The 25,735-nt window shown below is 60.5% G+C and carries 22 protein-coding genes; 19 read left to right on the top strand and 3 right to left on the bottom strand.

Annotated features, from left to right (window positions below):
- Nucleotides 1-80 precede the first annotated feature (80 nt).
- The 3 genes from ACP3TE_RS14190 to mnmA are packed head-to-tail and all read left to right on the top strand — an operon-like array spanning nucleotide 81 to nucleotide 3,288.
- Complete coding sequence (locus tag ACP3TE_RS14190; protein WP_426733975.1) at nucleotides 81-890, top strand: hypothetical protein; 810 nt, start codon at nucleotides 81-83, stop codon at nucleotides 888-890.
- 29 nt (nucleotides 891-919) lie between these two features.
- Nucleotides 920-2,155, top strand: a complete 1,236-nt coding sequence (locus ACP3TE_RS14195; protein ID WP_105656832.1) for a cysteine desulfurase family protein — start codon at nucleotides 920-922, stop codon at nucleotides 2,153-2,155.
- On the top strand, nucleotides 2,152-3,288 hold the full coding sequence (mnmA, locus tag ACP3TE_RS14200; RefSeq protein WP_105656831.1) for a tRNA 2-thiouridine(34) synthase MnmA: 1,137 nt from the start codon (nucleotides 2,152-2,154) through the stop codon (nucleotides 3,286-3,288). Before ACP3TE_RS14195 ends, mnmA begins: the two co-directional genes overlap by 4 nt.
- A gap of 679 nt (nucleotides 3,289-3,967) precedes the next feature.
- Here mnmA and ACP3TE_RS14205 read toward each other — a convergent pair.
- Nucleotides 3,968-4,327: a hypothetical protein gene (locus tag ACP3TE_RS14205; protein WP_426733977.1), complete on the bottom strand. Its 360-nt coding sequence runs from the start codon at nucleotides 4,325-4,327 to the stop codon at nucleotides 3,968-3,970.
- 227 nt (nucleotides 4,328-4,554) lie between these two features.
- Between ACP3TE_RS14205 and ACP3TE_RS14210 the strand changes: the two genes are divergently transcribed.
- From ACP3TE_RS14210 to secA, 13 genes are all read left to right on the top strand, one after another.
- Nucleotides 4,555-6,186, top strand: a complete 1,632-nt coding sequence (locus ACP3TE_RS14210) for an ABC transporter substrate-binding protein (RefSeq protein ID WP_332498154.1) — start codon at nucleotides 4,555-4,557, stop codon at nucleotides 6,184-6,186.
- A gap of 146 nt (nucleotides 6,187-6,332) precedes the next feature.
- Complete coding sequence (locus ACP3TE_RS14215) at nucleotides 6,333-7,424, top strand: ABC transporter permease (RefSeq protein WP_105656828.1); 1,092 nt, start codon at nucleotides 6,333-6,335, stop codon at nucleotides 7,422-7,424.
- A gap of 2 nt (nucleotides 7,425-7,426) precedes the next feature.
- On the top strand, nucleotides 7,427-8,413 hold the full coding sequence (locus ACP3TE_RS14220) for an ABC transporter permease (RefSeq protein ID WP_426733980.1): 987 nt from the start codon (nucleotides 7,427-7,429) through the stop codon (nucleotides 8,411-8,413).
- On the top strand, nucleotides 8,410-10,104 hold the full coding sequence (locus ACP3TE_RS14225; RefSeq protein WP_400342187.1) for a dipeptide ABC transporter ATP-binding protein: 1,695 nt from the start codon (nucleotides 8,410-8,412) through the stop codon (nucleotides 10,102-10,104). Before ACP3TE_RS14220 ends, ACP3TE_RS14225 begins: the two co-directional genes overlap by 4 nt.
- A gap of 110 nt (nucleotides 10,105-10,214) precedes the next feature.
- The gene (locus ACP3TE_RS14230) at nucleotides 10,215-10,586 is read left to right on the top strand and encodes a chorismate mutase (protein ID WP_105656864.1); all 372 of its coding nucleotides are present in this window, start codon (nucleotides 10,215-10,217) and stop codon (nucleotides 10,584-10,586) included.
- On the top strand, nucleotides 10,579-11,643 hold the full coding sequence (locus ACP3TE_RS14235; RefSeq protein WP_332485962.1) for a hypothetical protein: 1,065 nt from the start codon (nucleotides 10,579-10,581) through the stop codon (nucleotides 11,641-11,643). Before ACP3TE_RS14230 ends, ACP3TE_RS14235 begins: the two co-directional genes overlap by 8 nt.
- Before the next feature lie 136 nt (nucleotides 11,644-11,779).
- The gene (mtrA, locus tag ACP3TE_RS14240; protein WP_105656824.1) at nucleotides 11,780-12,460 is read left to right on the top strand and encodes an MtrAB system response regulator MtrA; all 681 of its coding nucleotides are present in this window, start codon (nucleotides 11,780-11,782) and stop codon (nucleotides 12,458-12,460) included.
- Complete coding sequence (mtrB, locus tag ACP3TE_RS14245) at nucleotides 12,457-14,277, top strand: MtrAB system histidine kinase MtrB (protein ID WP_426733982.1); 1,821 nt, start codon at nucleotides 12,457-12,459, stop codon at nucleotides 14,275-14,277. The genes mtrA and mtrB overlap by 4 nt, the downstream gene beginning before the upstream one ends.
- Nucleotides 14,277-15,980: an LpqB family beta-propeller domain-containing protein gene (locus ACP3TE_RS14250; RefSeq protein ID WP_426733984.1), complete on the top strand. Its 1,704-nt coding sequence runs from the start codon at nucleotides 14,277-14,279 to the stop codon at nucleotides 15,978-15,980. The genes mtrB and ACP3TE_RS14250 overlap by 1 nt, the downstream gene beginning before the upstream one ends.
- 69 nt (nucleotides 15,981-16,049) lie before the next feature.
- The gene (locus ACP3TE_RS14255) at nucleotides 16,050-16,838 is read left to right on the top strand and encodes a ComF family protein (protein ID WP_332498147.1); all 789 of its coding nucleotides are present in this window, start codon (nucleotides 16,050-16,052) and stop codon (nucleotides 16,836-16,838) included.
- A 169-nt stretch (nucleotides 16,839-17,007) separates the two neighbouring features.
- Nucleotides 17,008-17,706: a ribosome hibernation-promoting factor, HPF/YfiA family gene (gene hpf / locus ACP3TE_RS14260; protein WP_426733986.1), complete on the top strand. Its 699-nt coding sequence runs from the start codon at nucleotides 17,008-17,010 to the stop codon at nucleotides 17,704-17,706.
- Between the two features lie 20 nt (nucleotides 17,707-17,726).
- Nucleotides 17,727-18,899, top strand: a complete 1,173-nt coding sequence (locus tag ACP3TE_RS14265) for a winged helix-turn-helix domain-containing protein (protein ID WP_426733988.1) — start codon at nucleotides 17,727-17,729, stop codon at nucleotides 18,897-18,899.
- 133 nt (nucleotides 18,900-19,032) lie between these two features.
- A complete protein-coding gene (gene secA / locus ACP3TE_RS14270; protein WP_426733990.1) occupies nucleotides 19,033-21,681 on the top strand; it encodes a preprotein translocase subunit SecA in 2,649 nt (882 codons plus the stop codon).
- On the opposite strand, the gene ACP3TE_RS14275 is transcribed toward secA, so the two are convergent.
- Nucleotides 21,678-22,202: an Rv3235 family protein gene (locus tag ACP3TE_RS14275; protein ID WP_426733993.1), complete on the bottom strand. Its 525-nt coding sequence runs from the start codon at nucleotides 22,200-22,202 to the stop codon at nucleotides 21,678-21,680. The two genes, secA and ACP3TE_RS14275, sit on opposite strands and share 4 nt — an antisense overlap.
- Nucleotides 22,203-22,242: 40 nt before the next feature.
- On the bottom strand, nucleotides 22,243-22,965 hold the full coding sequence (locus tag ACP3TE_RS14280) for a hypothetical protein (RefSeq protein WP_426733995.1): 723 nt from the start codon (nucleotides 22,963-22,965) through the stop codon (nucleotides 22,243-22,245).
- Nucleotides 22,966-23,088: 123 nt separating this feature from the next.
- Here ACP3TE_RS14280 and ACP3TE_RS14285 point away from each other — a divergent pair, with 123 nt between their 5' ends.
- From ACP3TE_RS14285 to ACP3TE_RS14295, 3 genes are all read left to right on the top strand, one after another.
- Nucleotides 23,089-23,649 carry a hypothetical protein gene (locus ACP3TE_RS14285; RefSeq protein ID WP_400288292.1) on the top strand — a complete coding sequence of 187 codons (561 nt, stop codon included), beginning with the start codon at nucleotides 23,089-23,091 and terminating at the stop codon, nucleotides 23,647-23,649.
- Nucleotides 23,650-23,739: 90 nt separating this feature from the next.
- On the top strand, nucleotides 23,740-24,405 hold the full coding sequence (locus tag ACP3TE_RS14290; RefSeq protein ID WP_426733997.1) for a hypothetical protein: 666 nt from the start codon (nucleotides 23,740-23,742) through the stop codon (nucleotides 24,403-24,405).
- Complete coding sequence (locus ACP3TE_RS14295) at nucleotides 24,402-25,649, top strand: AAA family ATPase (protein WP_388022491.1); 1,248 nt, start codon at nucleotides 24,402-24,404, stop codon at nucleotides 25,647-25,649. Before ACP3TE_RS14290 ends, ACP3TE_RS14295 begins: the two co-directional genes overlap by 4 nt.
- Nucleotides 25,650-25,735: the final 86 nt, after the last annotated feature.

A 25,735-nucleotide genomic window follows, 5' to 3' on the forward strand; every position in this document is an offset into this window, starting at 1 on the left:
TCATCAGTTGTTCCTCTATTCATACCACCGACCACGGTTCGGAGGAGGAATCCGCCCGCTGCTCTCGCTAGGCTTGGACCATGCAGTTTTCACACCTCTCCGCAGCCCACGGGCAATGGATCGCCGCAGCTTGTGCATCAGCCGACCCCAGCACGGTAGTAGCCCAGATCCCGCATGGCTACGAACGCTACGTCCGCATCCTTCACCCAGCACTGGATGAAGATGACCAGTTGGTGCGCTGGGAGACGGTGGCACAGAGCCGCAAGCACATCATCACCGCCGCGGATCTTTTTGAAACCGTGGCCGGACTGGACGCGCAAGGCAATCCTGCGACCGAAGACGCCTGGGTAGATACCGACCTGCCGCTGGACCAGCTCCCGGAATCGCAATGGCAAGCACTAGCCGCCGAAATGGTCCGGGTTTCTGCCAAAGACCAGAAGTTCGTGGTGGGCTTGTGGGCCGGTTACGCATTTATCGCGGGCGGGGAACGCATACAGATTGAGCGCGAGCCGGATCCTGCATTGAGCGATGACGAGAACCAGCGGGTGTACGAGTTGGCGCTCGCCGAGGCGCAGAAACCTGCCTTTGGTCCCGAGATCATCCAGGCAGATCCGTTCGACCTGGGTGGCGGATACCGGAACTACCACCTGTTCGAAGCGGACGCGGAGTTCCTGGCGCAGCCCGAATGGGCCAGAACTGCCGACGGCGCCCAACGCCAGCGCCCGGCGCTGGCGTTTGCGGCGGACCATTCCTGGATGCTGTCGACAGAACCGTTTGATGATTGCACCATCCTGGGTGGTCCTGCTTCATTGATTGAGGCGGTCTTGAACAATCCGGCGCTGGAGGCCATTGAGGTTGGCCAATTCACACGGATCGGCCATTCAAACTAGGGCGCCCCACCCCGTACCATTGAAGTGTTATGAAAACTTCCGCCGTATACCTGGATCACGCGGCAACCACCGATCTGAATCCAGCAGCTCTGGCTGCCATCACCGAACAGTATTCCCGCACCGGAAACCCGTCTTCTTTGCATGGGGCCGGACGTCGCGCCAACCGTGCGGTGGATGATGCCCGCCAAGCTATCGCCATGGCCGCCGGGGCGCACTCCAGCGAATTGATCTTCACATCTGGTGGGACCGAATCGGATAACTTGGCGCTGAAGGGACTGTTCTGGAACCGCGTGGCGGCCAATGAGCAGGCGCGTGCCATCGTGCTCACCGGCATTGAGCACCACGCGGTCCTGGATACGGCTACCTGGCTGCAGGACCATGAGAATGCCACCTTGCTGTGGCTCGCCGTGGATGAAGACGGTGTCGTTGATCTGCAGGCGGCCGAAAAGCTATTTGAAGAGCAGCACGAGCAGATCGCTTTGGCCACCTTGATGTGGGCCAACAATGAAGTCGGCACCGTTCAGCCGATCCGTGAATTTGCTGCCCTAGCTGGCAAGTACGGGGTCCCGGTGCATTCGGATGCGGTGCAGGCCTTTGGTGCGCTCGCGGTCGACTTCGGCTCCTCGAATCTGGCCACCATGGCGATTAGCGCGCATAAGATCGGTGGCCCGGTAGGCATCGGCGGGCTACTGGTTCGCCGCGATATTGTGCTCACCCCGGTCCAGCACGGCGGTGGACACGAACGCAAGCTGCGATCGGGAACTTTGAATGCTGCCCACGCGGCCGGCTTTGCCGCCGCGGCTACCGCGGTGCGTTCTGGATTGCGGCAGGAAGCTGCGCGGCTGAGCGAACTGCGTGAATATGCGATTGAGAAGATCACCGGCTTGATTCCGGAAGCGGTGCTGAACGGACCACGGGATCAGGGCAATGAGGGCCAGCGCCTCCCGGGCAATCTGCACTTCACCTTCCCGGAATGCGAGGGGGACTCCTTGCTATTCGGCTTGGACATGGTTGGCATCGCATCATCCACCGGTTCGGCGTGCACCGCTGGTGTTCCGCAGCCTTCGCATGTTTTGCTGGCTATGGGACGCGATGCGCGCACCTCGCGCAGTGTGCAACGCTTCACATTGGGGCATACATCCACACGCGCCGACGTTGACGCATTATTAGAGGCTTTGCCCCAAGCGTATGCTCAGGCAAAGAAGGCTGGCATGGCAGCCGATGAAAGCAGCATCCACACGGCAGGAACAGGTTTTACACGATGAAAGTACTAGCAGCGATGTCCGGAGGCGTGGACTCGGCGGTAGCCGCGGCCCGCGCAGTTGAAGCCGGCCATGATGTGGTCGGCGTGCACCTGGCCCTGTCTCGCATGCCGGGGACCCTTCGCACCGGTTCGCGCGGTTGCTGCACCTTGGAAGACTCCAATGATGCATGGCGTGCCTGCGACAAGCTGGGCATCCCATACTACGTCTGGGACTTCTCGGACCGCTTCGCAGAAGACGTGGTGCAGGACTTCGTGGATGAATACGAAGCTGGCCGCACCCCGAATCCCTGCATGCGATGCAATGAGAAGATCAAGTTCGCTGCCTTGCTGGAAAAGGCATTGGCCCTGGGCTTCGACGCGGTATGCACCGGGCACTACGCCAAGGTGCTGCGCGATTCCGAGGGCAACCCGGAGCTGCACCGAGCCGCAGACTGGGCCAAGGACCAGTCCTACGTTTTGGGCGTGCTGACCCACGAACAGCTGGAACACTGCATGTTCCCGCTAGCCGAGACTCCCTCCAAGGCGGAAGTTCGCGCCGAAGCCGCAGCGCGCGGACTGACCGTGGCGAACAAGCCAGATAGCTATGACATCTGCTTCATTCCCGATGGCGATACCCGCGGTTGGCTGGCTGAACGCATCGAGATGAAACCAGGCGAGATCGTTGACCACGAGGGCAACCAGCTCGGTGAGCACGAAGGCGCCCAAGCCTTCACGGTTGGCCAGCGCAAGGGTCTTCGACTGGGTCGTCCGGCCGCCGACGGCAAACCGCGCTTCGTCTTGGAAATCCGTCCGAAGGACAACAAGGTCATCGTCGGTCCAGAGGCCCTGCTGGCTGTGGACCAGCTGCGCGGCATCCGCATTTCCTGGGCTGGCCTGCCGATCGCTGAAGTTTTCAGCGGAGACAAGTTCGACTGCATGGTGCAGGTGCGCGCGCACGGCGATCCGGTCGCCGCGGTAGCCCACATGGAGCGCTCGGAAGAAGGCCGCGACGAGTTGGTTGTCAACCTTCCCGAAGGCATGCGTGGAGTCGCGCCGGGCCAGACCATGGTCGTCTACCAGGACAGCCGCGTGCTGGGCCAAGCGACCATCGATTCTGCTCGTTCCAGCGAATGGGACTCCAGCATGGTCAATTAATTAGCCATCCAAAGAAACCCTTGGTCAAGTTCAAGATAATGAACTGGACCAAGGGTTTCTTCGCGTCGTGATTCAAGTTAGACGAACGGCTGGTTGCAACGGAGCTCGGCGGCCATCCGCTTCGGCCGTGGGCGTCCGGCACGTATTCGCCCGGCATTGCCGGCGATTACCGGTGGTGTGTGGGATTCGGCCTGTCTTCAAGGGCCGCTTGGGGCTTGCTGGCTCACTGCATTGGTTCGACCCTCTAGGTCTCGCTATTGAATTGGGCTGCCGACCCTGTTGCGCCACCGGATGCCCTGGCTTCCAATGCGCTCGCTGCGATGTTCTCGAGAATGCTCACCAGCGGTAGCTGGGCGGATAGGGGCGCATCGTCCAGAACAACGGGTCATTCCAGTCGGCAGAACCAATTCGTACCAATCCGGAAGGCCTCCACGAGCTAGATGCCCGAGGGGCTCGGGTAGCAGTACTCAAGGCCTGCGCAAGATCCAGCCGACGGCCGGTGCGTGGACCCTGCACTGGACGATGCTGGACTCTGTCTGGTTGCCCGCTGCATGCATTCCCGTGGCGGAAAGGACGCACAGGGGGATGAACCGAGTGAAGAGCACGCGCTAGCGCGACGGCGAAGGGTGCCGGACCAATATCGGTCCGGCACCCTTCGCCGTTGTGTTGTCGTCAGCTTCTAGCCTTCGTCGACAATGCCGAACATATGAGCGGAAATATCTTGGTACTCCACGCGGGTCTTGCCCTTTTCCAGCTTCGGAAGCTGTGCAGGGGAGTGGGTGTGGCAGTGCACGAAATCGAAGGCAGGCCACCACTTCTTGGGACGTTCGTACTCGCTGAAGCCGCAGACTTCGCAGACCAGATGAATCCACACAGGGCGTTTGCCGGTACGGTTGGCGCGCGACTGCTCCAACCAAGCTGGTGGATTGGTGTTCAGCTCACGGAATTCAGCCTCGCTCATTATGGAAGGAATGCCGTGGCGCTTGGCCATTTCTACTGGGATATCCAACGCGATTGCCGCGTCTCTACGAGTCATCATTGACATCTAGCTTATGCCATCTAGCCAAAAGGCCGGAAGGAATCCCCGCGCATCTCACCGTTGAGCAAGGAGCGGTGTGGGCTGAAGCACAAAAAGCGGGCGTCGAGACCGCGCTTTTGCCAGTTTCCGCCGGCCCCATTCGTATTTTGTGCCTTGCATCACTTAGGATATGTGAAGCATGTGCTAATCATCACAGCCCATGCATGTACCTAGACGAAGGATGACTCATGGCTCGCAAGAAGAACGGGCTGCGACTCGCAGCAGCCGTTGTGGGTATCTCTGCCCTGGCACTGACCGGCTGCACCCAAGCCGCAGACAGCGGCAATGAAGAGGGCGGCAATGGCGAAGCCAGCGCCCCAATCACCCTGGGCACCACCGACAAAGTGACCTCCCTGGACCCTGCCGGATCTTACGACAACGGTTCGTTCATGGTCATGAACCAGATTTACCCGTTCCTGCTCAACTCCGAGCCGGGCAGCCCGGACCCATCGATGAGCCTTGCCGAGTCCGCGGAGTTCACTACCCCGACTGAATACACGGTCAAGCTGAAGCCGGGCTTGAAGTGGGCCAACGGCCACGACCTTGACTCCAAGGACGTCAAGTTCACCTTCGACCGCCAGCTGAAGATCGCGGACCCTAACGGTCCATCCTCGCTGCTGGGCAACGTTGAATCCATCGAGGCTCCTGACGCCACCACAGTGGTCTTCAAGCTGAAGGTCGGCAATGACCAGACCTTCCCGCAGGTGCTGACCTCCCCGGTCGGCCCGATCGTCGATGATGAAGTGTTCTCTGCAGACGCAGTCATGGACGACCAGAAGATCGTTGAGGCCAAGGCCTTCGGCGGCCAGTACGTCATTGATTCGTACAACAAGAACAACCTGATCTCCTTCAGTGCCAACGAGTCCTACCAGGGCGTTCTGGGCCCTGCAGCCAACGACAAGGCAGCGATCAAGTACTACGCGGACGCCAATAACCTGAAGCTCGAAGTCCAAGAAGGCAAGATCGACGTCGCATGGCGTTCGCTGACCCCAACCGACATCGAAGACCTGGGCAAGGATGAGAATCTGGCGGTCCACAAGGGACCGGGTGGCGAGCTGCGCTACATCGTCTTCAACTTCGATTCCATGCCATACGGTGCCAAGACCGATGATGCTGATGAAGCGAAGTCACTGGCCGTACGCCAGGCAGCGGCGCACCTTGTGGACCGCGAAGCCATCGCGAAGAACGTCTACAAGGACACCTACACCCCGGCTTACTCGTACGTGCCGCAAGGCTTCACCGGCGCCACCGAGCCGCTGAAGGACATGTACGGCACCGACGGGAAGCCGGATGCAGCCAAGGCCAAGAAGGTTCTGGAAGATGCCGGAGTGAAGACCCCGGTCAAGCTCGCGCTGCAGTACAACCCGGATCACTATGGCCCGAACTCCGGTGACGAATACGCACTGGTTGAAAAGCAGCTGGAGGCCGATGGCCTGTTCGAAGTGGATTTGAAGTCCACCGAATGGGTGACCTACCAGAAGCAGCGCGTCACGGATTACCCGGCCTACCAGCTGGGCTGGTTCCCGGACTACTCGGATGCCGACAACTACCTGTCGCCGTTCTTTGCCAAGGAGAACTTCCTTTCGAACAACTACGACAACCCCGAGGTTGACAAGCTGATCTCCGATCAGCGAGGAATGGTCGACGCTGCGGAGCGCACCAAGGCCATCGAAGAACTGCAGACGATGGTGGCTGAGGACTTGTCCACGCTTCCACTGCTGCAGGGTGCCCAGGTGGCCATTGCAGGCAAGGACGTCAAGGACGTTGACAAGACCTTGGACGCATCGTTCAAGTTCCGTCTCGGTGTGCTGAGCAAGTAATTCGGCTCTCGCCTCGCAGACACCAAACCTGAGGGGATCTGCCACGCGCCAACCCTTGGCGCGCGCGGTGGATCCCCTTGGCATGCGCCGTCATTGACCGCTCAAGGCGGCGCATTGCCACGCATCCTGAACCATAAGGACAGACGATGACTATCACGTCGCCACCGGGCCAAGAAGCAAGCCCGCTAGCAACACCCAAACCAGCAAAGCAAAAAGGCGGAGGATTCCTCCGTTACTTGATTACCCGATTCTTGCTGATCATTCCCACTGTCTTCATCCTCATCACAGTGGTGTTCTTCCTGATGCGCGTGACCGGAGACCCGATCACCGCAGCCTTGGGCGGACGGCTCACCCCGGACCAGCTGGCCCAGCGCATCCATGAAGCCGGATACGACCGGCCGATCCTGATCCAGTACTTCGAGTACCTGGGCCAGATCTTCACCGGCGACCTGGGCCGCACCATGAGCGATAACCGGGCGGTCACCGAGGTGCTGGCCACCTACGGCGCAGCAACTTTGGAACTGGCCATCAACGCGGTCCTCGTCGCACTGCTGGTCGGCATCCCGCTGGGCCTGGTTGCCGCGAAGTTCCGCGACCGCTACCCGGATGCCGTGTTGCGCATCCTTGCAATCCTCTCCTACGCCACCCCGGTGTTCTTCGCCGGCTTGCTGCTCAAGCTGGTCTTCGGCGTATGGCTAGGCTGGTTGCCGATCAGCGGCCGTGCCGACTGGCAGACCGAGCTTGAACTGACCGGCCTGCAGAGCCCATCGGGCATCTACTGGCTCGATGCGCTGCGCAGCGGCAATAGCGCTGCCTTCTGGAATGTCACCGAGCATGCGATCCTGCCAGCCCTGGCACTGGGCCTGCTCACCGGCGGCGTGTTCCTGCGCCTGGTGCGCACCAACGCAATTGGCACGCTGGGCCGCGAATACGTGGAAGCCGGCCGTTCGCGCGGTGTCAGCGAATTCCGCCTCACCACCAAGCACGCCTACCGTCCGGCGCTGATTCCGATTATCACTGTCATGGGCCTGCAGATTGCCATGCTGCTCGGTGGAGCAGTGCTGACCGAGACCACCTTCGAATGGTCGGGATTGGGCTTCAAGCTCGCCGAATACCTCACCGCCCGCGACTTCGTGGCTGTGCAGGGCATCGTGGTGCTGCTGGCCATTATCGTCGCCGTCACCAACTTCATCGTTGACGTGCTGGCCGCCTTGATCGACCCGAGAGTCAGGTACTAATCATGAGTACAGCTACCTTGCCGGCTTCGAACAAGTCCTGGCTGGACCGGCTCCCGGTCATCTCCCACCTGCGCATGTCCTCGGGCCTGCAGCGGGGCATGCTGGTTGCCGGTCTGGCGCTCTCCGGCCTGTTCATCGTTACCGCCCTGTTCGCGCCGCTGATTGCGCCTTTCGATTTCGCGCAGTCCTCGGATGCATCCGGGGACTTCCCGCGCCAGGCGGCTCCGGACAGCAAATTCATCTGGGGCACCACCGCCACCGGCTATGACGTGTTCTCGCGGACCCTCTTCGGTGCGCAGACGGCCATCTGGGTGATCCTGGCGGCCGTGGTCATGTCCCTGTTCCTGGGCGTATTGCTGGGCTTGATCTCCGGCTACCTCGGCGGCTGGTTCGACCGCATCGCCGTGGTGTTGGCCGATGCAATCTACGCGTTCCCATCCTTGCTGCTGGCCATCGTGATGTCCATCGTGATTTCCCAGGGCCAGTCTTCGCTCTTCGGCGGCGTGATGGCAGCGGCCATCTCCATCACCGTGGTGTTCATCCCGCAGTACTTCCGCGTGGTCCGCGCCGAAGTGATGCGGCTGAAGGCGGAACCCTTCGTGGAATCCGCACAGGTGATCGGCGCCAGTCTATGGCGAGTGATGTTCGCGCACCTGCTGCGCAACGCCACCCGCACCTTGCCGCTGATCTTCACGCTGAATGCCACCGAGGCATTGCTGACCCTGGCGGGCCTGGGCTTCCTGGGCTTCGGCATCGAACCGACCAGTGCTTCGGAATGGGGCTACGACCTGAACCGCGCGATGTCAGATGCCACTAGCGGAATCTGGTGGACCGGCCTGTTCCCGGGCTTGGCCATCGTGCTCACCGTGATGGGCTTGACCCTGGTTGGCGAGTCCATGAATGACCTCAATGACCCGCGCCTGCGCCGCTTCAGCCGCAAGAAGGCCAAGCGCATCACCCAGTCCGGACAGGTAGGAGCAAGCAAATGACCAACAGTCCTCTCCTCGACTCCGAGGCCAACATCGGCACACCCGCTGTCTTGCGCATCGAAGACCTGAACATTGATTTCGTCACGGACGCCGGCGCAGTGCCGGCAGTGCGCGGCGTTGATTTGCAAGTCAAGGCCGGCGAGATCCTGGCCATCGTGGGCGAATCCGGATCCGGCAAGTCCGTCACCGCACGCACCGCCCTGGGCATCCTGGCCGAGAACGGTGCCTCGCACGGCGGGGTCTACCTCAAAGGCAAGAACATGCTCACCCTGCGCGGCCGCGAGCTGCGCGCGGCTCGCGGCCGGGATGTGGCCATGGTCTTCCAGGAACCATCCACGGCACTGAACCCGGTGTACACCGTGGGGTGGCAGATCATGGAGGGCATCCGCGCGCACAACAGGATTTCCAAGAAGGAGGCCAGGACGCGCGCCATCGAGGCGATGCGCCAGGTCGGCATCCCGGATCCAGAGCAGCGCGTGGACTACTACCCGCACCAGTTCTCCGGTGGCCAGAAGCAGCGCGTGGTCATCGCCGCGGCGCTGGCCCTGAAGCCGGAACTGATTGTGGCAGATGAGCCAACCACCGCATTGGATGTCACGGTGCAGGCTGAAATTCTCCAGCTGCTGCGCGACCTGCGTGATCAGCTGGGTACCGCCATCGTCATCATCACCCACAATATGGGGGTGGTGGCCGATATCGCCGACCGCGTGATCGTGATGAACCAGGGGCAGATCGTTGAGCAAGCACCATCGATCCAGCTCTTCGAAGCACCGCAAGAGGACTACACCAAGTCCCTGCTGGCTGCCGTGCCGCACCTGGGGCGCGAAAGCGCCTCGGAGGGACTAGTCGAACGTCCGAACCAGGATGCTGAATTGCTGGTGGAAGCCAAAGGCCTGAAGGTGCATTTCCCGGGACGCCTCGGGGCCCCGGGCTTCACCGCGGTCGATGAGGTGGATCTGAAGATCCACGCCGGCGAGGTCTACGGACTGGTGGGCGAGTCCGGTTCGGGCAAAACCACCATCGGCCGCAGCATCGCGGGATTGAACCGCATCACCGGTGGCTCGCTGAAGGTGCTGGGCTACGAGATGGCCCACTTCAAGGAACGCACCTTCAAGCCGCTGCGTGAGCAGATCGGCTTCGTGTTCCAGGATCCGGCGGCAAGCTTCAATCCGCACTTGACCGTAGGCGAATGCGTGGCCGAGCCACTGGCCGTGCACCGTGATCTGAACCCGCTGCAGACCCGCAACAAGGTGGCCGAACTGCTTGAGGCCGTGCAGCTTCCAGCCGGTTTTGCCAACCGCTACCCGCACGAACTCTCCGGCGGCCAGCGCCAGCGCGCGTCGCTGGCCCGAGCACTGGCCTTGGAGCCGAAGCTGCTGATTGCCGATGAGCCAACCAGCGCACTGGACGTTTCGGTGCAGGCCAAGGTGCTGGAGCTGTTCCGCGAATTGCAGACCGAACTGGGCTTCGCAGCCCTGTTCGTCTCGCATGATCTGGCAGTGGTGGACCAGCTGGCTACCTGGGTGGGCGTCCTGTTCCGGGGCACCTTGCTGGAAGAAGGCTTGGGCTCCAAGGTCCTGGCCAACCCGCAGCATGAATACACCCAGCGCCTGATCGCCTCGCTTCCGGTTCCGGACCCGCGCGAACAGGCGCAGCGACGCAAACTGATTGAACAGCTGAACGCCTCCTGAGCAGCTGGCAATCAAGGAACAACGGGCATGCCCCGGGCACGGTCAGGCACCGTGTCCGGGGCATGTCACCTTGTGGGTAATCCGTCATGCGAACCCGTAAACTGGTGATCATGAACGAGCCGAAGAACACTGAGACCACCCAGTCATTCGACCCGCACGCCAGCTCGTTGCAGGGCGAGGTCCAGAATGAAGTCCTCGAAGAGCTGTACGCCATCCGCGGCAGCATCGACAACTTCGATGCGCAGCTGGTTTTCCTGTTGGCTGAACGCTTCAAGGCGACCCAGCGCGTAGGGGTCCTGAAGGCCGAGCACCAGTTGCCGCCGAGCGACCCTAGCCGCGAGAAGGCGCAGATCGAGCGCCTGCGCGCCCTGGCCCACGAAGCGCATCTTGATCCAGAATTCGCCGAAAAATTCCTGAATTTCGTGATCTCTGAAGTCATCCGCCACCACCAGAACATTTCTGACTCGCACAACAATGACTGAGCAGGAACACGAGGCCGCTGAACGCCGCGATGTTCACGCCACCGCTTTCTGCCAGTTCCCGGGCAGCGACCCGTCGGCCATCCACGAAGTGGTGCGCGGGGAATTGGGAGAACCCAACCTCGCGGTCTTCCCGCAGCTGCCGGATCGTGGCGTCGGCGCCGATGCGGTAGGGCGCAGCGCCACCTTGCTGGCAGACCTCGGCTTCGATCTGCAGCCGCACGGCTGGAGGATCGGTGCCAAGGACGGTATCGATGCCCGTCGTGCCCGCAGCATCCTGCGCAGTGACGAGAATCTGCTAGCTGATGTACTCGGCGCGGAAGCGAAACCTGCCCAGCGCCTCAAGCTCACCTTGCTCGGTCCGTGGACCTTGGCCGCCAGCCTGTACCTGTCGAACGGGGAGCGGGTGATCAGCGATCATGGGGCGCGCCGCGACATCATCGAGTCCTACGCCCACGGAGCACGCGAGCATCTGGACCGACTGGCCCGCATTACCTCGCTGGCGGACTTCACTATCCAGATTGATGAGCCGCTGCTGGGCGACGTGCTCGACGGCACAATCAGTACCGCCAGCGGATACCGGACCCTGCGCTCGATCCCACGCGCCGAAGTGCGAAGCGCCTATGCGCAGTTCTTCAAGGTGCTCGCTGGCGAGGCCGAAGGCCAACGGGTCACCTCGCTGCTGAATCTGCCTACCCAGGATGAACACTGGATTGAACGGGTGGATCTGCTGCACCAAGCCGGTGCCGGCGCGCTGGTCATCGACCCTGGAGGCTTGACGCACCGCAAGTGGGAGCGGGTAGCGGGACTTGTCGAAGGCGGGGGCCGCGTCTTCTTGCAGGTGCTCGCCCCCGGAACCCGGGCACCAGGTGTTGTAGAAGGGGTGAACTCCATTCTTCGTCCTTGGCGTCAGCTGGGCTTGGGCTTGGGGCAGCTAGGTGCACTAACCCTGATGCCGCGTGGAGACTTCTCGCGCAGCAGCTCGGCGCAGGCCATCGAGAACCTGCGACGGCTGGCCAGTTATGCCCAAGCGTTGGAGCAGACACGCGTCGATGCGTAGCTAACTGCCTGATTCCTGCCGGTCACAGCCCGAAAAGGGCGGTTGATCATGTATCTTAGGAATAGTGGGGTAGCGGATCTACCCGGTTTGGCCAGTTGGCTGAAACCTCAAACCTACGGTTTCAGGGGGACATGGGATGAAGGCACGGATTTTAGTCGTTGACGATGACGAAGCGTTGTCGGAAATGATTGGCATTGTCCTGCAAAATGACGGCTTCGATGCCTCATTCTGCTACGACGGTTCCGGTGCTCTGGAAGCATTCCGTGAAGCGAACCCCGACCTGGTGCTCCTTGACCTGATGCTGCCTGGCATTGACGGCATCGAGGTATGCAAGCAGATCCGCGCGGAATCCGACGTTCCCGTCGTGATGCTCACCGCCAAGTCGGACACTGCCGACGTTGTCCGCGGGCTGGAATCCGGTGCCGATGACTACGTGCCCAAGCCTTTCAAGCCAGCCGAGCTGGTGGCCCGCGTGCGAGCCCGTTTGCGTCCAAGCGAAACCCACGCCGCGGAGACTTTGCAAGTTGGCGAAGTGACCATCGACGTGGCCGGGCACCGAGTGACCCGCGGAACCGATGTCGTGTCGCTGACCCCGCTGGAATTCGACCTCCTGGTCACCATGGCCCGCAAGCCATGGCAGGTCTTCAGCCGCGAGCAGCTGCTGGAAGCCGTCTGGGGCTACCGGCACGCTGCAGATACCCGCTTGGTCAACGTGCACGTGCAGCGCCTGCGCTCGAAGATTGAAATTGACCCGGAGAAGCCGCAGATTATCGAGACCGTTCGCGGTGTCGGATACAAGGCTGGTTCGGCAAGTTGAGTTCGCACACGTCGACCGGTGCAGAGTTGGTTCCGGTCGATGTGCATGCCCAGTCGCAGTCCAAACCCGCCCGGTGGAGCAAAATCGAGCAGTGGATCAAGCGTCCCTGGCACACCGCCAAGCTGCGTTGGCAACGCCACCTGCTGTTCCGCACCGTCATTTCGACGCTGCTTTTCACCGCGCTGGCTTTGGTTGCCGCCGGCGCCTTCCTTTCCAACCAGATCGCCTCCACGCTTTTCGAAGAGCGCGTGAACCAGATATCCAAGGAATCGGAACGCGGCCTGGTCCAGGCCCGCTCCATTCTCGAATCGGCTTCCACCACCGATCGCGCCTCCACCCAGGCCCTGGTGAATTCGACCTTGGCTTCCCTGGAAGGCGATGGCGCAACCGTAGTCCGCGATTTCGTGCTGATGCCCATTGCCGGTGACCAAAGCCTTTATGTTGGGCCAATGGCTTCCGGTTCCCTGACCACCCGCGTGATCCCTGGCGATCTCGCGGAGCGGGTTGCAGGGGAGCAAGGCATCTATTGGCGTTCCATCGAGCTGGGTGCCGATACCGCAACCAAGCCCGGTCTCATTGTCGGCACCAAGGTACTGATTCCGCCTGGACGCGAGTACGGACTGTATCTGGTCTACGACCTGTCCAGCGTGCAGGATACCCTCGAATTCATCAATCGTGCGATGGCTTTCACCGGGCTGATTCTGCTGGCAGTGGTTGGCTTCGTTGCGTGGTCGGTCGCCCGTACCGTGGTCCGCCCGGTGGCCGATGCCGCGTATGTTTCGGAGAGGATTGCTTCCGGTGACCTCGACCGCAGAATGAAGGTCGCCGGCAAGGACGAGGTGGCCCGATTGGGGACGGCCTTCAACCACATGGCCCACTCATTGCAAGAGCAGATCACCGCATTGAATAATCTCTCGGCCATGCAGCAACGCTTCGTTTCCGATGTCTCGCACGAATTGCGCACCCCGCTGACCACCGTGCGCATGGCTGCCGAAGTGATCCACGATGCCCGCGAGGACTTCGATCCGCTTACCGCGCGGTCCGCCGAACTGATGTACAACCAGATCGAGCGTTTCCAGCACCTGCTCAATGACCTGCTGGAAGTGTCCCGCTTCGATGCCGGCGTCGCGGTGCTTGACCGTGAGTCAACGGACTTGAACGTCATAGCCCGCAAGGTTATCGATATCGCCACCCCGGTGGCTGATGAATACGGTTCGCTCATCCGCCTGAACGCGCCCAGCGACGGTTGCGTCGCAGAAGTGGATCCGCGCCGCGTCGAGCGTGTGATCCGCAATCTGGTGCTCAACGCGGTGGAGCACGGTGAAAGCAAGCCAATCGATATCACCATCGGCGCTAACCAGAGCGCGGTGGCGATCACCGTGCGCGACTACGGCATCGGCATGTCCGAAGAGGCGTGCAACCACGTCTTCGACCGATTCTGGCGCGCTGATCCGGCCCGTGCACGGACCACCGGAGGTTCCGGCCTGGGCTTGTCGATCTCGATGGAGGACACCAGGTTGCACGATGGCCGATTGGAAGCGTGGGGCAAGCCGGGGGTCGGCTCGGTCTTCCGACTGACCTTGCCACGCAGCGAGGACCTGGAGATCGCTTCGTCGCCGCTTCCACTGGAACCGCCAGTTCCTGAAAGCCTGGCTACGGTGATTTTGGGAGACAGCTTCCCGCTGACCGGTGAAGTGCCAAAGATCGGATACACGCCGCTGGTTCTTGATCCGGATTTGGATGCGGATTCGCCAGCTGACGATGTCACCAATCCGAACCTCGGCAGCAACGAGCAGAAGAAGGAAGGGGAGAGCTGATGCGGAAGAAATTCTTTTCCAGCCTCGCAATCATCCTTGCTGCTGCGCTTGGGATCTCTGGCTGCGCCTCGATTCCCAGAACTTCCACCGTCCAGCAGATTGAAGCCGGAACCGACACCAGCGGGGCTGAAAGCTACAGCTATGCGGCCGATGGACCGGCAGCAGGTGCTGATGCCAGGGCCATCGTCGAGGGGTTCGTCGAGGCTGGGCGTTCGGTATCCGAAGATTATGCTGTCTCCCGCGAATTCATGGACGCGCAGCTGAGCAACACCTGGCGCGGTGATACGCAGACGCTGATCTACGATGCCTTCAATGTGGTCAACGGGGCCGATGCGAACAAGTACACCATCCAGCTCGAAATCACCGGTGAAGTCGACGCGCATGGCGTGCGCACCGACTACCCGGATCACTCGACCCGTGCAGTGGATATCGAAGTCGCCAAGGTAGACGACGAATGGCGCATTACCAAAGCCCCGGACGGCACGATGCTCGAAGCCTCGACGTTCACCAAGATCTTTGCCGCGCAGACCCTGTACTTCTACGATGCGAGCTTCGCCTATTTGGTTCCCGACATACGGTGGTTCACCTCGGGTTCGGGCACCACCACGTCGATGGTGGAAGCCTTGTTGGCAGGACCAGCCCCGTACCTGCAAAATGCTGTCGTCTCCGCTTTCTCGACGGCCAGCGGACTGGTGCGTTCAGCGGTGCCGGTGCGCGATGGCGAAGCGACCATTGATTTGAACTCCAATACCTTCGCAGATGCTACCGACCGGAGCATCTTGCTGATGAAGCAGCAGATGGAAGCCACGCTGACCAGCCTAGCTCCGGTGGACTCGGTAAAGCTGCTGCGGGAGGAAAACGAAGTCAACCTTTCGACCGAAGACACTAACTTCGAGCCGGCTACGTCCAACCCCAGCACGCAGGATACGCTGATCGGCATTTCGGACCAGTACTTGGTCTACGTCAAGGGACTCTCGATCATTCCGGTGGGCGGCGTCCCGGATATTTCCGGATACAACCCACGGGACCCGGCCATGTCTCCGGTCGGCAATCGCTATGCCTTCCTCAACGGCCGCCGCACCCAGCTGTGGGGGATTGACGACAAGGGCAGCCTGCGCCTTTCGCTGGAGGGCGAGGAGCTCATCCAGCCGTCCATGGATCTGGCCGGCTGGACCTGGACCGCGGATAACGGGGCAGCTACCCCGATCAGGGCGGTCCCTGCCGACACCGAAATGAAGGGTGAAGCCCGTCCAATCGATGTGGCCTGGCTGGAAGATGCCCAGATCGATTCCTTGCGGATTTCCCGTGACGGCGCGCGGGCGCTGATCGTGGCAACCATCGGCAAGACCACGTCGGTTTACGTCGCCGGCGTGATCCGCGATGCTGAAGGTGTGCCCCGCGGACTCACGGATTCGCCAATGAAGATCTATCCAGAAGTTCCGGTGAATACCGCGCTATGGGATTCGGACAGATCCATTATTGTTGCCGAGCTCGGTGATGACCAAGCTGTTGAAGCGGCCCAGATCACCTTCGAAGGCGGCAGCGAGCACCTGCAGCTGCTGTTGGGCATGGTCGGCATCGCTACCGGTGTCGGCAGCCGCCGCGAAGTGTATGCCGAGACCAACGAGAAGCTGTATACCCGCGTGGGCAATTCCTGGCACGAGCTTGAGGATTTTGCCCAGGACGTCGCCTATCCCGGCTAAGCAGGACCTTGCTCCACAACTCGTTGGCGACCAGACCGATCGACGCGGTTCATCGGCCAGTCTGGCCGTATGGAAATTCCCGAGGAGTGGCTGCGGTGCGTCGATGAGCTGTCCCGCAGCAGGCCCATGCGCTGGCTGGGATTCGGCACCAGGGAAATCGCGAACTTCCTGCTTCCGGCCTGTTGCGCGGTCTGCGCCCGGGCAGATTTTCGGCTTTGCCCCGAATGCCGCAGTGAAATCCAACGCCAACTGAGCCTGCCGCCCCTGCCGGACACGCATCATCTCTATGTCGAGCTTCCCGCGCTCGGCCAGCAGCTTGCCGTTAGTTCCTGCGGCGCTTACGGCAAGGAGCTGGCTCGGGCTTTGCTGGCATTCAAGAACAAGCAGCGCTACTTCCTCGTCTCGCTCTTCGCCCCTTATCTTGCTGCCGCGCTGAACGCCGGATGCATCCCGCAGCGCGCGAATCTTCCTACCCTGGTGGTGCCGGTGCCCAGTTCGCTCAAGGCAACAGCGCAGCGTGGCTACTCTCCGGTGAAGACGATGCTCGACCACGGCTTCGCTCGCGGGCTGCTGTCGGCAGATCTAGAGTGCCGCACGCTGCTGCACTACCGCCTCGGTTCTGCCTTGGGCGGGGCGCAGAAAACCAAGAGCGGTTCAGACCGGCGCGGCGGCCGGACCCATTTCGTAGCCGAGCGTGCCAGCGCTAATGGCCAGCCGGTCATCCTGGTCGACGACGTCCTCACCACCGGTTCTACGTTGCGGCACGCGGCCATGGCCTGCCATGAGGCAGGATATGACGTCACCAGCGCTGTGGTACTGGCTTTGACGAGACCGCCAAATAATGCACCTGAACAGTAATTACGCTTACCGCGATCGGAAATTGTGAGCCCGGATACTTGAATCTTGGCCACGGTGGCATAAGGTGAAGTATGGGATGCATCACAGATGCAGCTAAAAGCCCATCTTCAGTCCGAAAGGATGGAACTTTCGGACTGTTGTGTCACCCGACTCCCTATTGGAGGACACCATGGAGCTGAACTACAGCGGACGCAACATCACCATTTCGGATCGTTTCCGTGAGTATGTTGACGAGAAAATCACCAAGGTTGACCAGCTGGCCACCAAAATACAGCGCATCGACGTCAAGGTCCTCAAAGAAGCACACGCTCGTGATCAGAGCACTGCACTGTCCGTTGAATTGACCGTTGTTGGCCGTGGCCCAGCAATTCGAGCCGAGGCTCGCGGCGCTGACAAGTTCGCGGCTTTCGACATCGCGTTCGCAAAACTGCTTGAACGCCTGCGCAAGGCCCGCGACAAGCGCAAGGTGCATCGCGGCAACCACACCCCGCTGGCTGTCCACCAGGCAACTGGCGGCCTGCCTACCGCATCGAGCGGCAAGTCTTTGGTTGAAGAAACCATCGAAGCCCAGAAAGCCGCGGAAGCTGCCGAAGTCGAGGCCAACGCCGAGTACTCGCCAGTGGTCATCCGCCGCAAGTCCTTCCCTGCAGAAGTGATGAGCGTTGATGACGCAGTGGACCGCATGGAACTGGTCGGCCATCCGTTCTACCTATTCATCGATGAAGCCACCGGCGAGCACGCTGTGGTCTATGGCCGCACCCAGTACCAGTTCGGTGTCATCTCCTTGGATCCATCACTGAACTCCAATGAAGAAGCCACCAGGGAAACTCGCGGCTACCGTGACAAAGCCTTGGCAACAGAAGGCTAGTCATCGGAGCCACAACTAGCGTGGGCGGCCAACGCATTCTCAGTCTCAAGCAGGCACGAAGAATCGCGTTGGCCGCCCAAGGCCTGTCCAAGGGCAGGAAAGTACAACCCGTCACCGCGCGGAAAATCGTCAGCGCTATCGGCAGTATCGCGCAATTGCAGATTGACTCGGTGAACGTCGTTCGCAGGGCCCATTACATGCCGATGTTCGCCCGGCTCGGCGCCTATGACACCAAGGTGCTGGACCAGCTTCTGGCCAAACCGCTCAGCCCTATCACCGAATATTGGGCCCATGAGGCCTCGGTGGTCAGCTCGGAACTCATTCAAGACCTGCGGGTATGGCAGCGCCGAACCTGGATCGATAAATCAGATGGGTTCTCCGCCGAACAGCATGACCTCTCGGATCGCGTCCTTGAATACCTGTCCAATAATCCAGGCTCCAGCGCCCGGCAAATCAGCCAGGCTTTGGACGTCGCCCCGGTCGGGGAGAAAAAGCATTGGGGGTGGAATTGGAATGACACCAAGTTCGTCACCGAGTCCCTTTTCGCCCAAGCCAAGATCTTGACGCTGGGACGCAACTCCCAGTTTGAACGCCGTTACGCACTAGCCGCGGATGTGGTGGGCAGGCAACAGGAACTCGATGCGGCGCAGCGGCACGAGGCCCTCGCCCGGCTGGTTGTCCGGGCCATGGATGCCCTTGGCATCGCCACCGCTCACTGCGTCGCAGAGTATTTCCGTCTTCCGGTGCGCGCGGCCAAAGAAGAGCTCGCCCAGCAGACACGTGCTGGTCTCATCGAAGAAGTACAGGTTGCCGGCATTGCCGAGCCTTGCTATTTGCAGGCCGGCACCAAGATTCCGCGCAGGATCGATCCTGACCTGCGTTTGCTGTCACCTTTTGATTCGATGGTTTTCAATCGCCGCCGGCTGGAGAAGTTCTTCGGGTTCGAATACCGCATCGAAATCTACGTGCCGGAAAATCAGCGCCGCTACGGCTACTACGTTTTCCCGATGCTTTTCGGCGAAGAGTTCGTGGGCCGAGTGGATCTGAAAGCTGACCGGGCCAGGTCGGTGCTGCACGCAAAGCAGGTGCATTACGAGCCGGGTGTCGACGCCAGTGTCGAGGCTGGATTGCGAGCCGAGCTGGATCGCATGGCGCGCTGGCTGGAACTTGAACGAGTGGAAATCGGGCTGTGAAGGGCCTGTTGATCAAATCGCTGTTCGCTATAAGAACAGCGCAAATGGGATTGAAATAGCCAGATGTGCTGTTTTCCTCACGTAGACTGAAGACGCCAGAAATTACTGTGCTTGAGATATTGGGAGCTACCACGTGGCATCATTGCTAGAACGTATTTTGCGTACCGGCGACAAGAAGATTCTGAAGACTCTTCGTAAGTACGCCGACACGATCAATACGTTGGAAGTCGAAATTCGCGAACTTTCGGACGAAGAGCTCAAGGGTGAAACCGACAAGTTCCGCGAACGTTTGGCTAACGGTGAGACGTTGGATGACTTGCTCCCAGAAGCTTTTGCGGTGGTCCGCGAAGCCTCGGACCGGGTCCTTGGCATGCGCCACTTCGATGTCCAGCTCATGGGCGGTGCTGCCCTGCATCTGGGAAACATCGCTGAAATGCGTACCGGTGAAGGCAAGACCCTGGTCGCTACCGCACCGGCTTACCTGAACGCGTTGACCGGTGACGGCGTGCACGTGGTGACAACCAACGACTTCCTCGCCCAGTACCAGTCGGATCTGATGGGTCGCGTCTTCCGCTTCCTCGGTCTGACCTGCGGCTGCATTCTCTCCAGTCAGAAGCCTGCCGAGCGGCGCAAGCAGTATGAAGCCGATATCACCTACGGCACGAACAACGAGTTCGGATTCGACTACCTGCGCGACAACATGGCGTGGAGCAAGGACGAGCTGGTCCAGCGCGGACACAACTTCGTCATCGTCGATGAGGTCGACTCGATCCTGATCGATGAGGCGCGTACCCCGCTGATCATTTCCGGACAGGCTTCGGGAGATGTGAACCGCTGGTACACCGAATTCTCCAAGATCGTCTCGCGACTGAAGCGTGAAGACGATTACGAGGTCGACGAAAAGAAGCGCACCATCGGCGTGCTGGAGTCGGGCATCGAAAAGGTCGAGGACTACCTGGGCATCGATAACCTCTACGAAGCGAACAACACCCCGCTGATCGGCTTCCTGAACAGCGCCATCAAGGCCAAGGAACTGTTCAAGAAGGACAAGGACTACGTCGTTGTCAACGGCGAAGTCATGATCGTTGACGAGCATACCGGCCGTGCACTGGCTGGCCGCCGCTACTCCGAGGGCATGCACCAGGCCATCGAGGCCAAGGAAAACGTTGAGATCAAGGCCGAGAACCAGACTCTGGCCACCGTGACCTTGCAGAACTACTTCCGCATGTACGCCAAGATCTCGGGCATGACCGGTACGGCGCAGACCGAGGCCGCGGAATTCATGGGTACCTACAAGCTGGGCGTGGTGGAGATTCCTACCAATAAGCCAGCAATCCGCATGGACCAGTCGGACTACATCTACAAGAATGAAGTCGCCAAGTTCAATGCTGTGGTTGAGGACATTGCCGAGCGCCATGCGACGGGACAGCCGATCCTGGTGGGCACCACCAGCGTGGAAAAGAGCGAATACCTCTCCCGGCTGCTCTCCAAGAAGGGCATCCGCCACGAGGTGCTCAACGCCAAGCAGCACGCTCGCGAAGCTGCCGTGGTCGCGATGGCCGGCCGCAAGAACGCGGTGACCGTTTCTACCAACATGGCCGGCCGCGGTACCGACATCATGCTCGGCGGCAACGCTGAGTTCCTGGCCGTGGCCGAGATGGAGCGCCGTGGCCTGGATGCGGAGAACAACCCGGAAGAGTACAACACGGTCTGGGATGAAGTCTTTGACAAGGCGAAGGAAACCGTCGCCAACGAATCGAAGGAAGTTGCGGCGCTCGGCGGCCTGTACGTGCTGGGCACCGAACGGCACGAATCACGCCGCATCGATAACCAGCTGCGTGGTCGCTCCGGCCGCCAGGGCGACCCGGGCGAATCGCGTTTCTACCTGTCGATGACCGATGACCTGATGCGCCGGTTCAACTCCGGGATGGCCGAGCGCATCATGAACAACCCGTCGATGCCAGATGACGTGGCGCTGGAATCCAAGATGGTTTCGCGCGCCATTGAGTCCGCCCAGGCACAGGTGGAAGGCGTCAACGCCGAGCAGCGCAAGAATGTGCTGAAATACGATGACGTGATGAACCGCCAGCGTGAAGCGATCTACGCTGACCGCCGTTCCATCCTGGAAGGCGACGACCTCGAAGAGAAGGTCGGCCACTTCCTGGAAGATGTCGTCAAGGCAATGGTCCTGGAAGCGACCCAGGTCGGCGATCCGGACGATTGGGAGCTCAAGTCGTTGTGGACCAACCTCAAGCAGCTGTACCCGATCGGCATCACCATCGATGAAGTTCTCGAAGAGGCCGGCGGAGTGGGGCACCTCTCCGCGCAGTTCCTGGAACGCGAAATCCTCTCGGATGCCCAGTACCAGTACGAAGAGCGGGAAAAGCTTGTTGGTTCTTCCACCATGCGCGATCTGGAGCGCCGTGTAGTGCTCTCGACCATCGGTCGCAAGTGGCAGGAGCACCTGTACGAGATGGATTACCTCAAGGAAGGAATCGGACTGCGTGCCATGGCCCAGCGCGACCCGCTAGTGGAATACCAGCGTGAAGGCTACACCATGTTCCAGACCATGATGGAGGGCATCCGCGAGGAAAGCATCGGAACCCTCTTCAACTTGGAGATCCCCACCGGAGCTGAAGCAGTTGCCGCGCCAGCGGTCGACGAATCGGCGAAGCCGAAGAACCTGCAGTTCACCGGCCCGGATGAAGATGGCGAAGCCAGCACCACTCGCGCCCAGGCAACGTCGAGCAAGAAGAAGAACAAGAAGGCCAAGCGCAGCTAGATTAGCTCCACATCGGTCACCTGCCACCGTCCGTGCCAGGGCTGAATTTTCAGAGCCACGGCACGGACGCGGTATTTAAAGCCCAAGATGACGGTGCATTCCCAAGAACCTGATATGCACCGGTCCAGGTGCAATGAGATGATCTGCCCGTGTGCCGTGCCCGGCAGCGGCTCGAGCGTGTAGCACTGGGTCTCCAGGAGGGCCCGGCGCCGGAGCTTGGCAATGCAAGAGGGCTCCATCACGAATGCCAGCTGATTCACGGTGCGGTACCCAGCCACGATTTCGAAGACCGCGCGGGCTACTGCATGCGAAATCTCAACGATGGCCCGGTGCTCGCTGCGGTAGACAGCAGAGCGATGGAAGATATTGTCCATTGCCCGACGCAGGTGAGCCGGAGCCTGGCATGGATCGGCAGCCGAGGTGGCGCCAGCCGGGTTCGGGTCTGGGAGGTTGGCTGCGTAGATGTCCGGTTGATAGTAGCCGGTGTTGGCGCTACGGGGGCTGATGGCGATGGTGCTCATGATGACTCCTAGTTGGGCGTGGGGAAGTTCTTGAATGCGCTTAGCTGGCTGGTGGTAGTTCAAGTACCGTTCCAACTCGCAGCAGGTCCGGGTCGGTGCCGATGGACTTCTTGTTGCGTTGATAGATCTTTGGCCAATAGGCAGAAATTTCTTCCACGGTGGCCTGGGCACCTAGATGATCTGCCGCTATGGTCCACAGATTCTGCCCTTCAGCGACGACAACTTCTGTGCGTTGCACCGAACGTTGGCCTGGATTCCTGGCCCCGGGGGATACCAGTGGGCTCAGGGGAACGCTCATGGATTCGGGGAACCATTGCGGGCTCGGTACGGAGTTTTGCTGCGGGCCTGCATGGCTGGCTAGTTCTTGGCTGGCGTTTTCCGCCGGGACCTGTGCCAGGGAAACTGCCAGTGGTTCACCCGCGTAGGCTGCAGCGACTGAAGAGAGGGCAATCGAGGTTCCAAGCATTGAGCCTAGAATTCTCCTGCTCAGTGCGGGGGCGATTCGTTCGAAGAACCGCGCTAGCTTCGGCTTGCGGTGGGTGAACGCCCAGCGGATCATCTGGGCCAAGGCCACGCGCAGCAAGTACAGCGTAAGTAACGCCAGGAACGAAAGGCTGACGAGAAGCCTTATGTGGTCCGCTGTGGCGCGCCCATCGACTGGGGACCGGAAGTAATCAGATATCCACTGGATTCCCACATAGATAATGACCAATGACGCTGCCGAAAAGAGCAGCAGCACGAATATTTGCCGTTGGCGAGACACCCGAATCACTTCCTTGAATGAATTTTGATGTCATTTGATGTTGTTTGATGTTCATAGTGACACTTAGAGTTCGTTTTGTGAATAGGGTTACGCAAAAAATGTTTATTCTCGTACAGTGGGCGCATGCGGTGGGATTCACTCTTCGACGACTTGGAGGCTCAGCTAGCAGAACAGAGCCGGGCGCAGCTGCGTGAAGAAATTGCCGAAAACATCAGGGTTGAACGGGCAACTGCCGAACTGCTGCCTACTCTGATGCGGTTCTACGGACACGAATTGAGCCTCCGGCTGGCCGGGGGAACCGAACTCCGCGCCAAGCTCGGCCCTTGCGCGACCGATTACATCTGCCTGGAAACAGAGCAGGCCCAATGGGTGATCCGCAGTGGAGCGATTGAATCCTTTGCCCTTCCGCCGAGGCGCGCACCTGCGGTGGAACGGCGGGCGCCGGGCCGCTCGGTGAAGTTTTCCTCGGTTCTGCGGGGATTGCTCCGGGACCGAGCACGATGCCATGTTTTTGGCCGTGCGGGCAGCTCCATGGCTGAAGGAACTCTGACTCAGGTAGCCAAGGATTTTTTGATTATTCTGGTGCATCCTCGCGATGAATTCGCCAGAGCCCAGCAGGCCTCAACGCAACTGCTGATTCCACTGGATGCTATCGGATGGGTCGAAGCGATCACTCTTTCGTGATCCACAAGTGCACGCAAGGTCTTTCCAGCAGGACCAAGTTGTCGTAGGCTCACCATCCATAAGCACCTATGCTGGCGGAAGGTCAAAGCCGTGATCACAGAACAGATCGCCCAGGACGCGCGGACAACCTCGGCCTCGCGTGTGCGACGGCCTAGTTGGAAGGACCCACGCCTGGCTCTCGGCGCGGTGCTCGTAGTCGCTTCGGTCGCGGGAACCGTGTACCTGGTCGGCGAATTGCATCAGACGTCCACGGTGTATGTCGCCAGCACCAATATCACCCTCGGAGAAAAGCTGACCAGCGAGAACATGAAAACTCAAGAAGTCCAGCTTGGCGAAACTCTCGAGAACTACCTGCACACAGATGCGCAGCTCGGCCAGGACGCCCGAGCGAACACCTTTATCAGCGAAGGGCAGCTGATTCCAGTCACCTCGATAATGCACAGTGAAGTGGGATCGCGCAGGCCGGTCAATGTCGATCTTCCGGCAGACCTTTCTTCGTCGATTACCCCCGGTAGCTTCGTTGACGTATGGATTGCCAAACGCGAAACCAGCGGCAGCACCTACGGAGTCCCGGAAAAGCTCTCCTCCATGGTCGAAGTCGCCGCACGCGTTGAAAGCGGCGGGGGACTGGTGGGAACCCAAGGCACCAACCTGGAACTGCTGTTGGAACCGAATCAGCTTGAACCGCTGCTTCAAGCGCTGGCCAACGAATCGAGAATTATCGTCGTCTACAACCCGGCCGGGACCGAACAATGAGTATTTCGGTCGTAGTGCTCGGAGACCAGGAGAAAATCGTCCGGCAAATCGAAGGGTACCGCGGGGAACTGATGGTCACCCGCGTCTGCTCCGGCATAGCCGAAGCCATTGCCGCTTGCGATACCGGAATGGCTGATGTGCTGATCGTTGCCGACGCCCAGCTGGTGCCGCCCATGGAACAACTTGATGCGTTGCTGATGCGCCAGACAGCGGTTGTCCTGTTCTTTGACCGGCCCGAAGACTGGAAGCCATTGCCTGATGTGCTTCATCTGCCTGCGGATTCCGGCATGGCCGAGCTGGAAGGACGCATCAGGGGCGTAGTTCAGTCATTGAATCATTCTGGAACCGACGGAACGCTCGCGGTTCCCGAACCGGAGGACGACTCTACGGGCCGGAACGGAAGGATCGTCAGCTTCTGGAGCGCCCCTGGATCTCCCGGGCGCAGTACCGTCGCGCTGAATTATGCGGTGGAAACGGCGGCAGCAGGAAAAACCGTGGTGCTTCTGGACGCAGATACCTACGCCGCCAGCATCGCCATTCAATTGGGGCTCATGGACGAATCGGCATCCATCGCGCAGTTGTGCCGTGCCATCGACGCCGGCTCGTTGGATGTTGCCCGACTCAACGCTGCATGTTCCTTGGTCCAGGTCGGGGAGGCGACCATGCGCGTGGCGACCGGAATCCCGCGTGCTAGCCGGTGGCCCGAGGTCCGGGCCTCGGCGCTGCGGCGAGCGGCCATGCTGCTCAAAGTTCACTACGACCTGGTCGTATTGGATTTGGCTCCGTACATTGAATTGGACGAACAGCTCAGTTTCGATACCCAAGCACCACAGCGAAACGCTGTCACCGTCGAGATGCTCCAGTGCTCCGATGAGCTTTTCATGATCGTGCGTGCCGACAGCTTGGGAATTCCGCGTGCACTTCGCGCCATCGACGAATTGGAGGATGCACTGCCCGGGCTGAATCCGAAAATCGTCTTCAACCGCGTGGGAGCCAGCAGTACCGGGCGCAGCCCGAAGCGCAGGTTGATTGAAGCGTGGGACCGGTTTGGGCCGACGCACCAAATCGCAGGGTATCTGCCCGAGGACAACGCCGCGTGCAACGCGGCAGTGCTGGGAGGAAGCCCATTGCTCGAAATCGCACCTCGGTGCCTATTGCGTATGGAAATACGGTCTTTGGCCGGCATAAATTCCACGGATTCACCCAAGAAATGGAATAGTCGTCGATTTCGCTCCGAAGCTTGAACCCCAGAGGTGAAAACCGAGTAATGTGGGTAAAACTAGAGATCCGCAAAGGCGCGGGTTGATCGAACTTTGTTCTTGGAGGCGTT

It is taken from the genome of Glutamicibacter sp. 2E12 (assembly GCF_050030965.1).
In the GTDB taxonomy this organism is placed as follows: domain Bacteria; phylum Actinomycetota; class Actinomycetes; order Actinomycetales; family Micrococcaceae; genus Glutamicibacter.

Bases quoted from the DNA above. Each gene is read 5' to 3' on its own strand.
- ACP3TE_RS14190 (WP_426733975.1), top strand. From the start codon at position 81: ATGCAGTTTTCACACCTCTCCGCAGCCCACGGGCAATGGATCGCCGCA.
- ACP3TE_RS14195 (WP_105656832.1), top strand. From the start codon at position 920: ATGAAAACTTCCGCCGTATACCTGGATCACGCGGCAACCACCGATCTG.
- mnmA (WP_105656831.1), top strand. From the start codon at position 2,152: ATGAAAGTACTAGCAGCGATGTCCGGAGGCGTGGACTCGGCGGTAGCC.
- ACP3TE_RS14205 (WP_426733977.1), bottom strand. From the start codon at position 4,327: ATGATGACTCGTAGAGACGCGGCAATCGCGTTGGATATCCCAGTAGAA.
- ACP3TE_RS14210 (WP_332498154.1), top strand. From the start codon at position 4,555: ATGGCTCGCAAGAAGAACGGGCTGCGACTCGCAGCAGCCGTTGTGGGT.
- ACP3TE_RS14215 (WP_105656828.1), top strand. From the start codon at position 6,333: ATGACTATCACGTCGCCACCGGGCCAAGAAGCAAGCCCGCTAGCAACA.
- ACP3TE_RS14220 (WP_426733980.1), top strand. From the start codon at position 7,427: ATGAGTACAGCTACCTTGCCGGCTTCGAACAAGTCCTGGCTGGACCGG.
- ACP3TE_RS14225 (WP_400342187.1), top strand. From the start codon at position 8,410: ATGACCAACAGTCCTCTCCTCGACTCCGAGGCCAACATCGGCACACCC.
- ACP3TE_RS14230 (WP_105656864.1), top strand. From the start codon at position 10,215: ATGAACGAGCCGAAGAACACTGAGACCACCCAGTCATTCGACCCGCAC.
- ACP3TE_RS14235 (WP_332485962.1), top strand. From the start codon at position 10,579: ATGACTGAGCAGGAACACGAGGCCGCTGAACGCCGCGATGTTCACGCC.
- mtrA (WP_105656824.1), top strand. From the start codon at position 11,780: ATGAAGGCACGGATTTTAGTCGTTGACGATGACGAAGCGTTGTCGGAA.
- ACP3TE_RS14250 (WP_426733984.1), top strand. From the start codon at position 14,277: ATGCGGAAGAAATTCTTTTCCAGCCTCGCAATCATCCTTGCTGCTGCG.
- ACP3TE_RS14255 (WP_332498147.1), top strand. From the start codon at position 16,050: ATGGAAATTCCCGAGGAGTGGCTGCGGTGCGTCGATGAGCTGTCCCGC.
- hpf (WP_426733986.1), top strand. From the start codon at position 17,008: ATGGAGCTGAACTACAGCGGACGCAACATCACCATTTCGGATCGTTTC.
- ACP3TE_RS14275 (WP_426733993.1), bottom strand. From the start codon at position 22,202: ATGAGCACCATCGCCATCAGCCCCCGTAGCGCCAACACCGGCTACTAT.
- ACP3TE_RS14285 (WP_400288292.1), top strand. From the start codon at position 23,089: ATGCGGTGGGATTCACTCTTCGACGACTTGGAGGCTCAGCTAGCAGAA.
- ACP3TE_RS14295 (WP_388022491.1), top strand. From the start codon at position 24,402: ATGAGTATTTCGGTCGTAGTGCTCGGAGACCAGGAGAAAATCGTCCGG.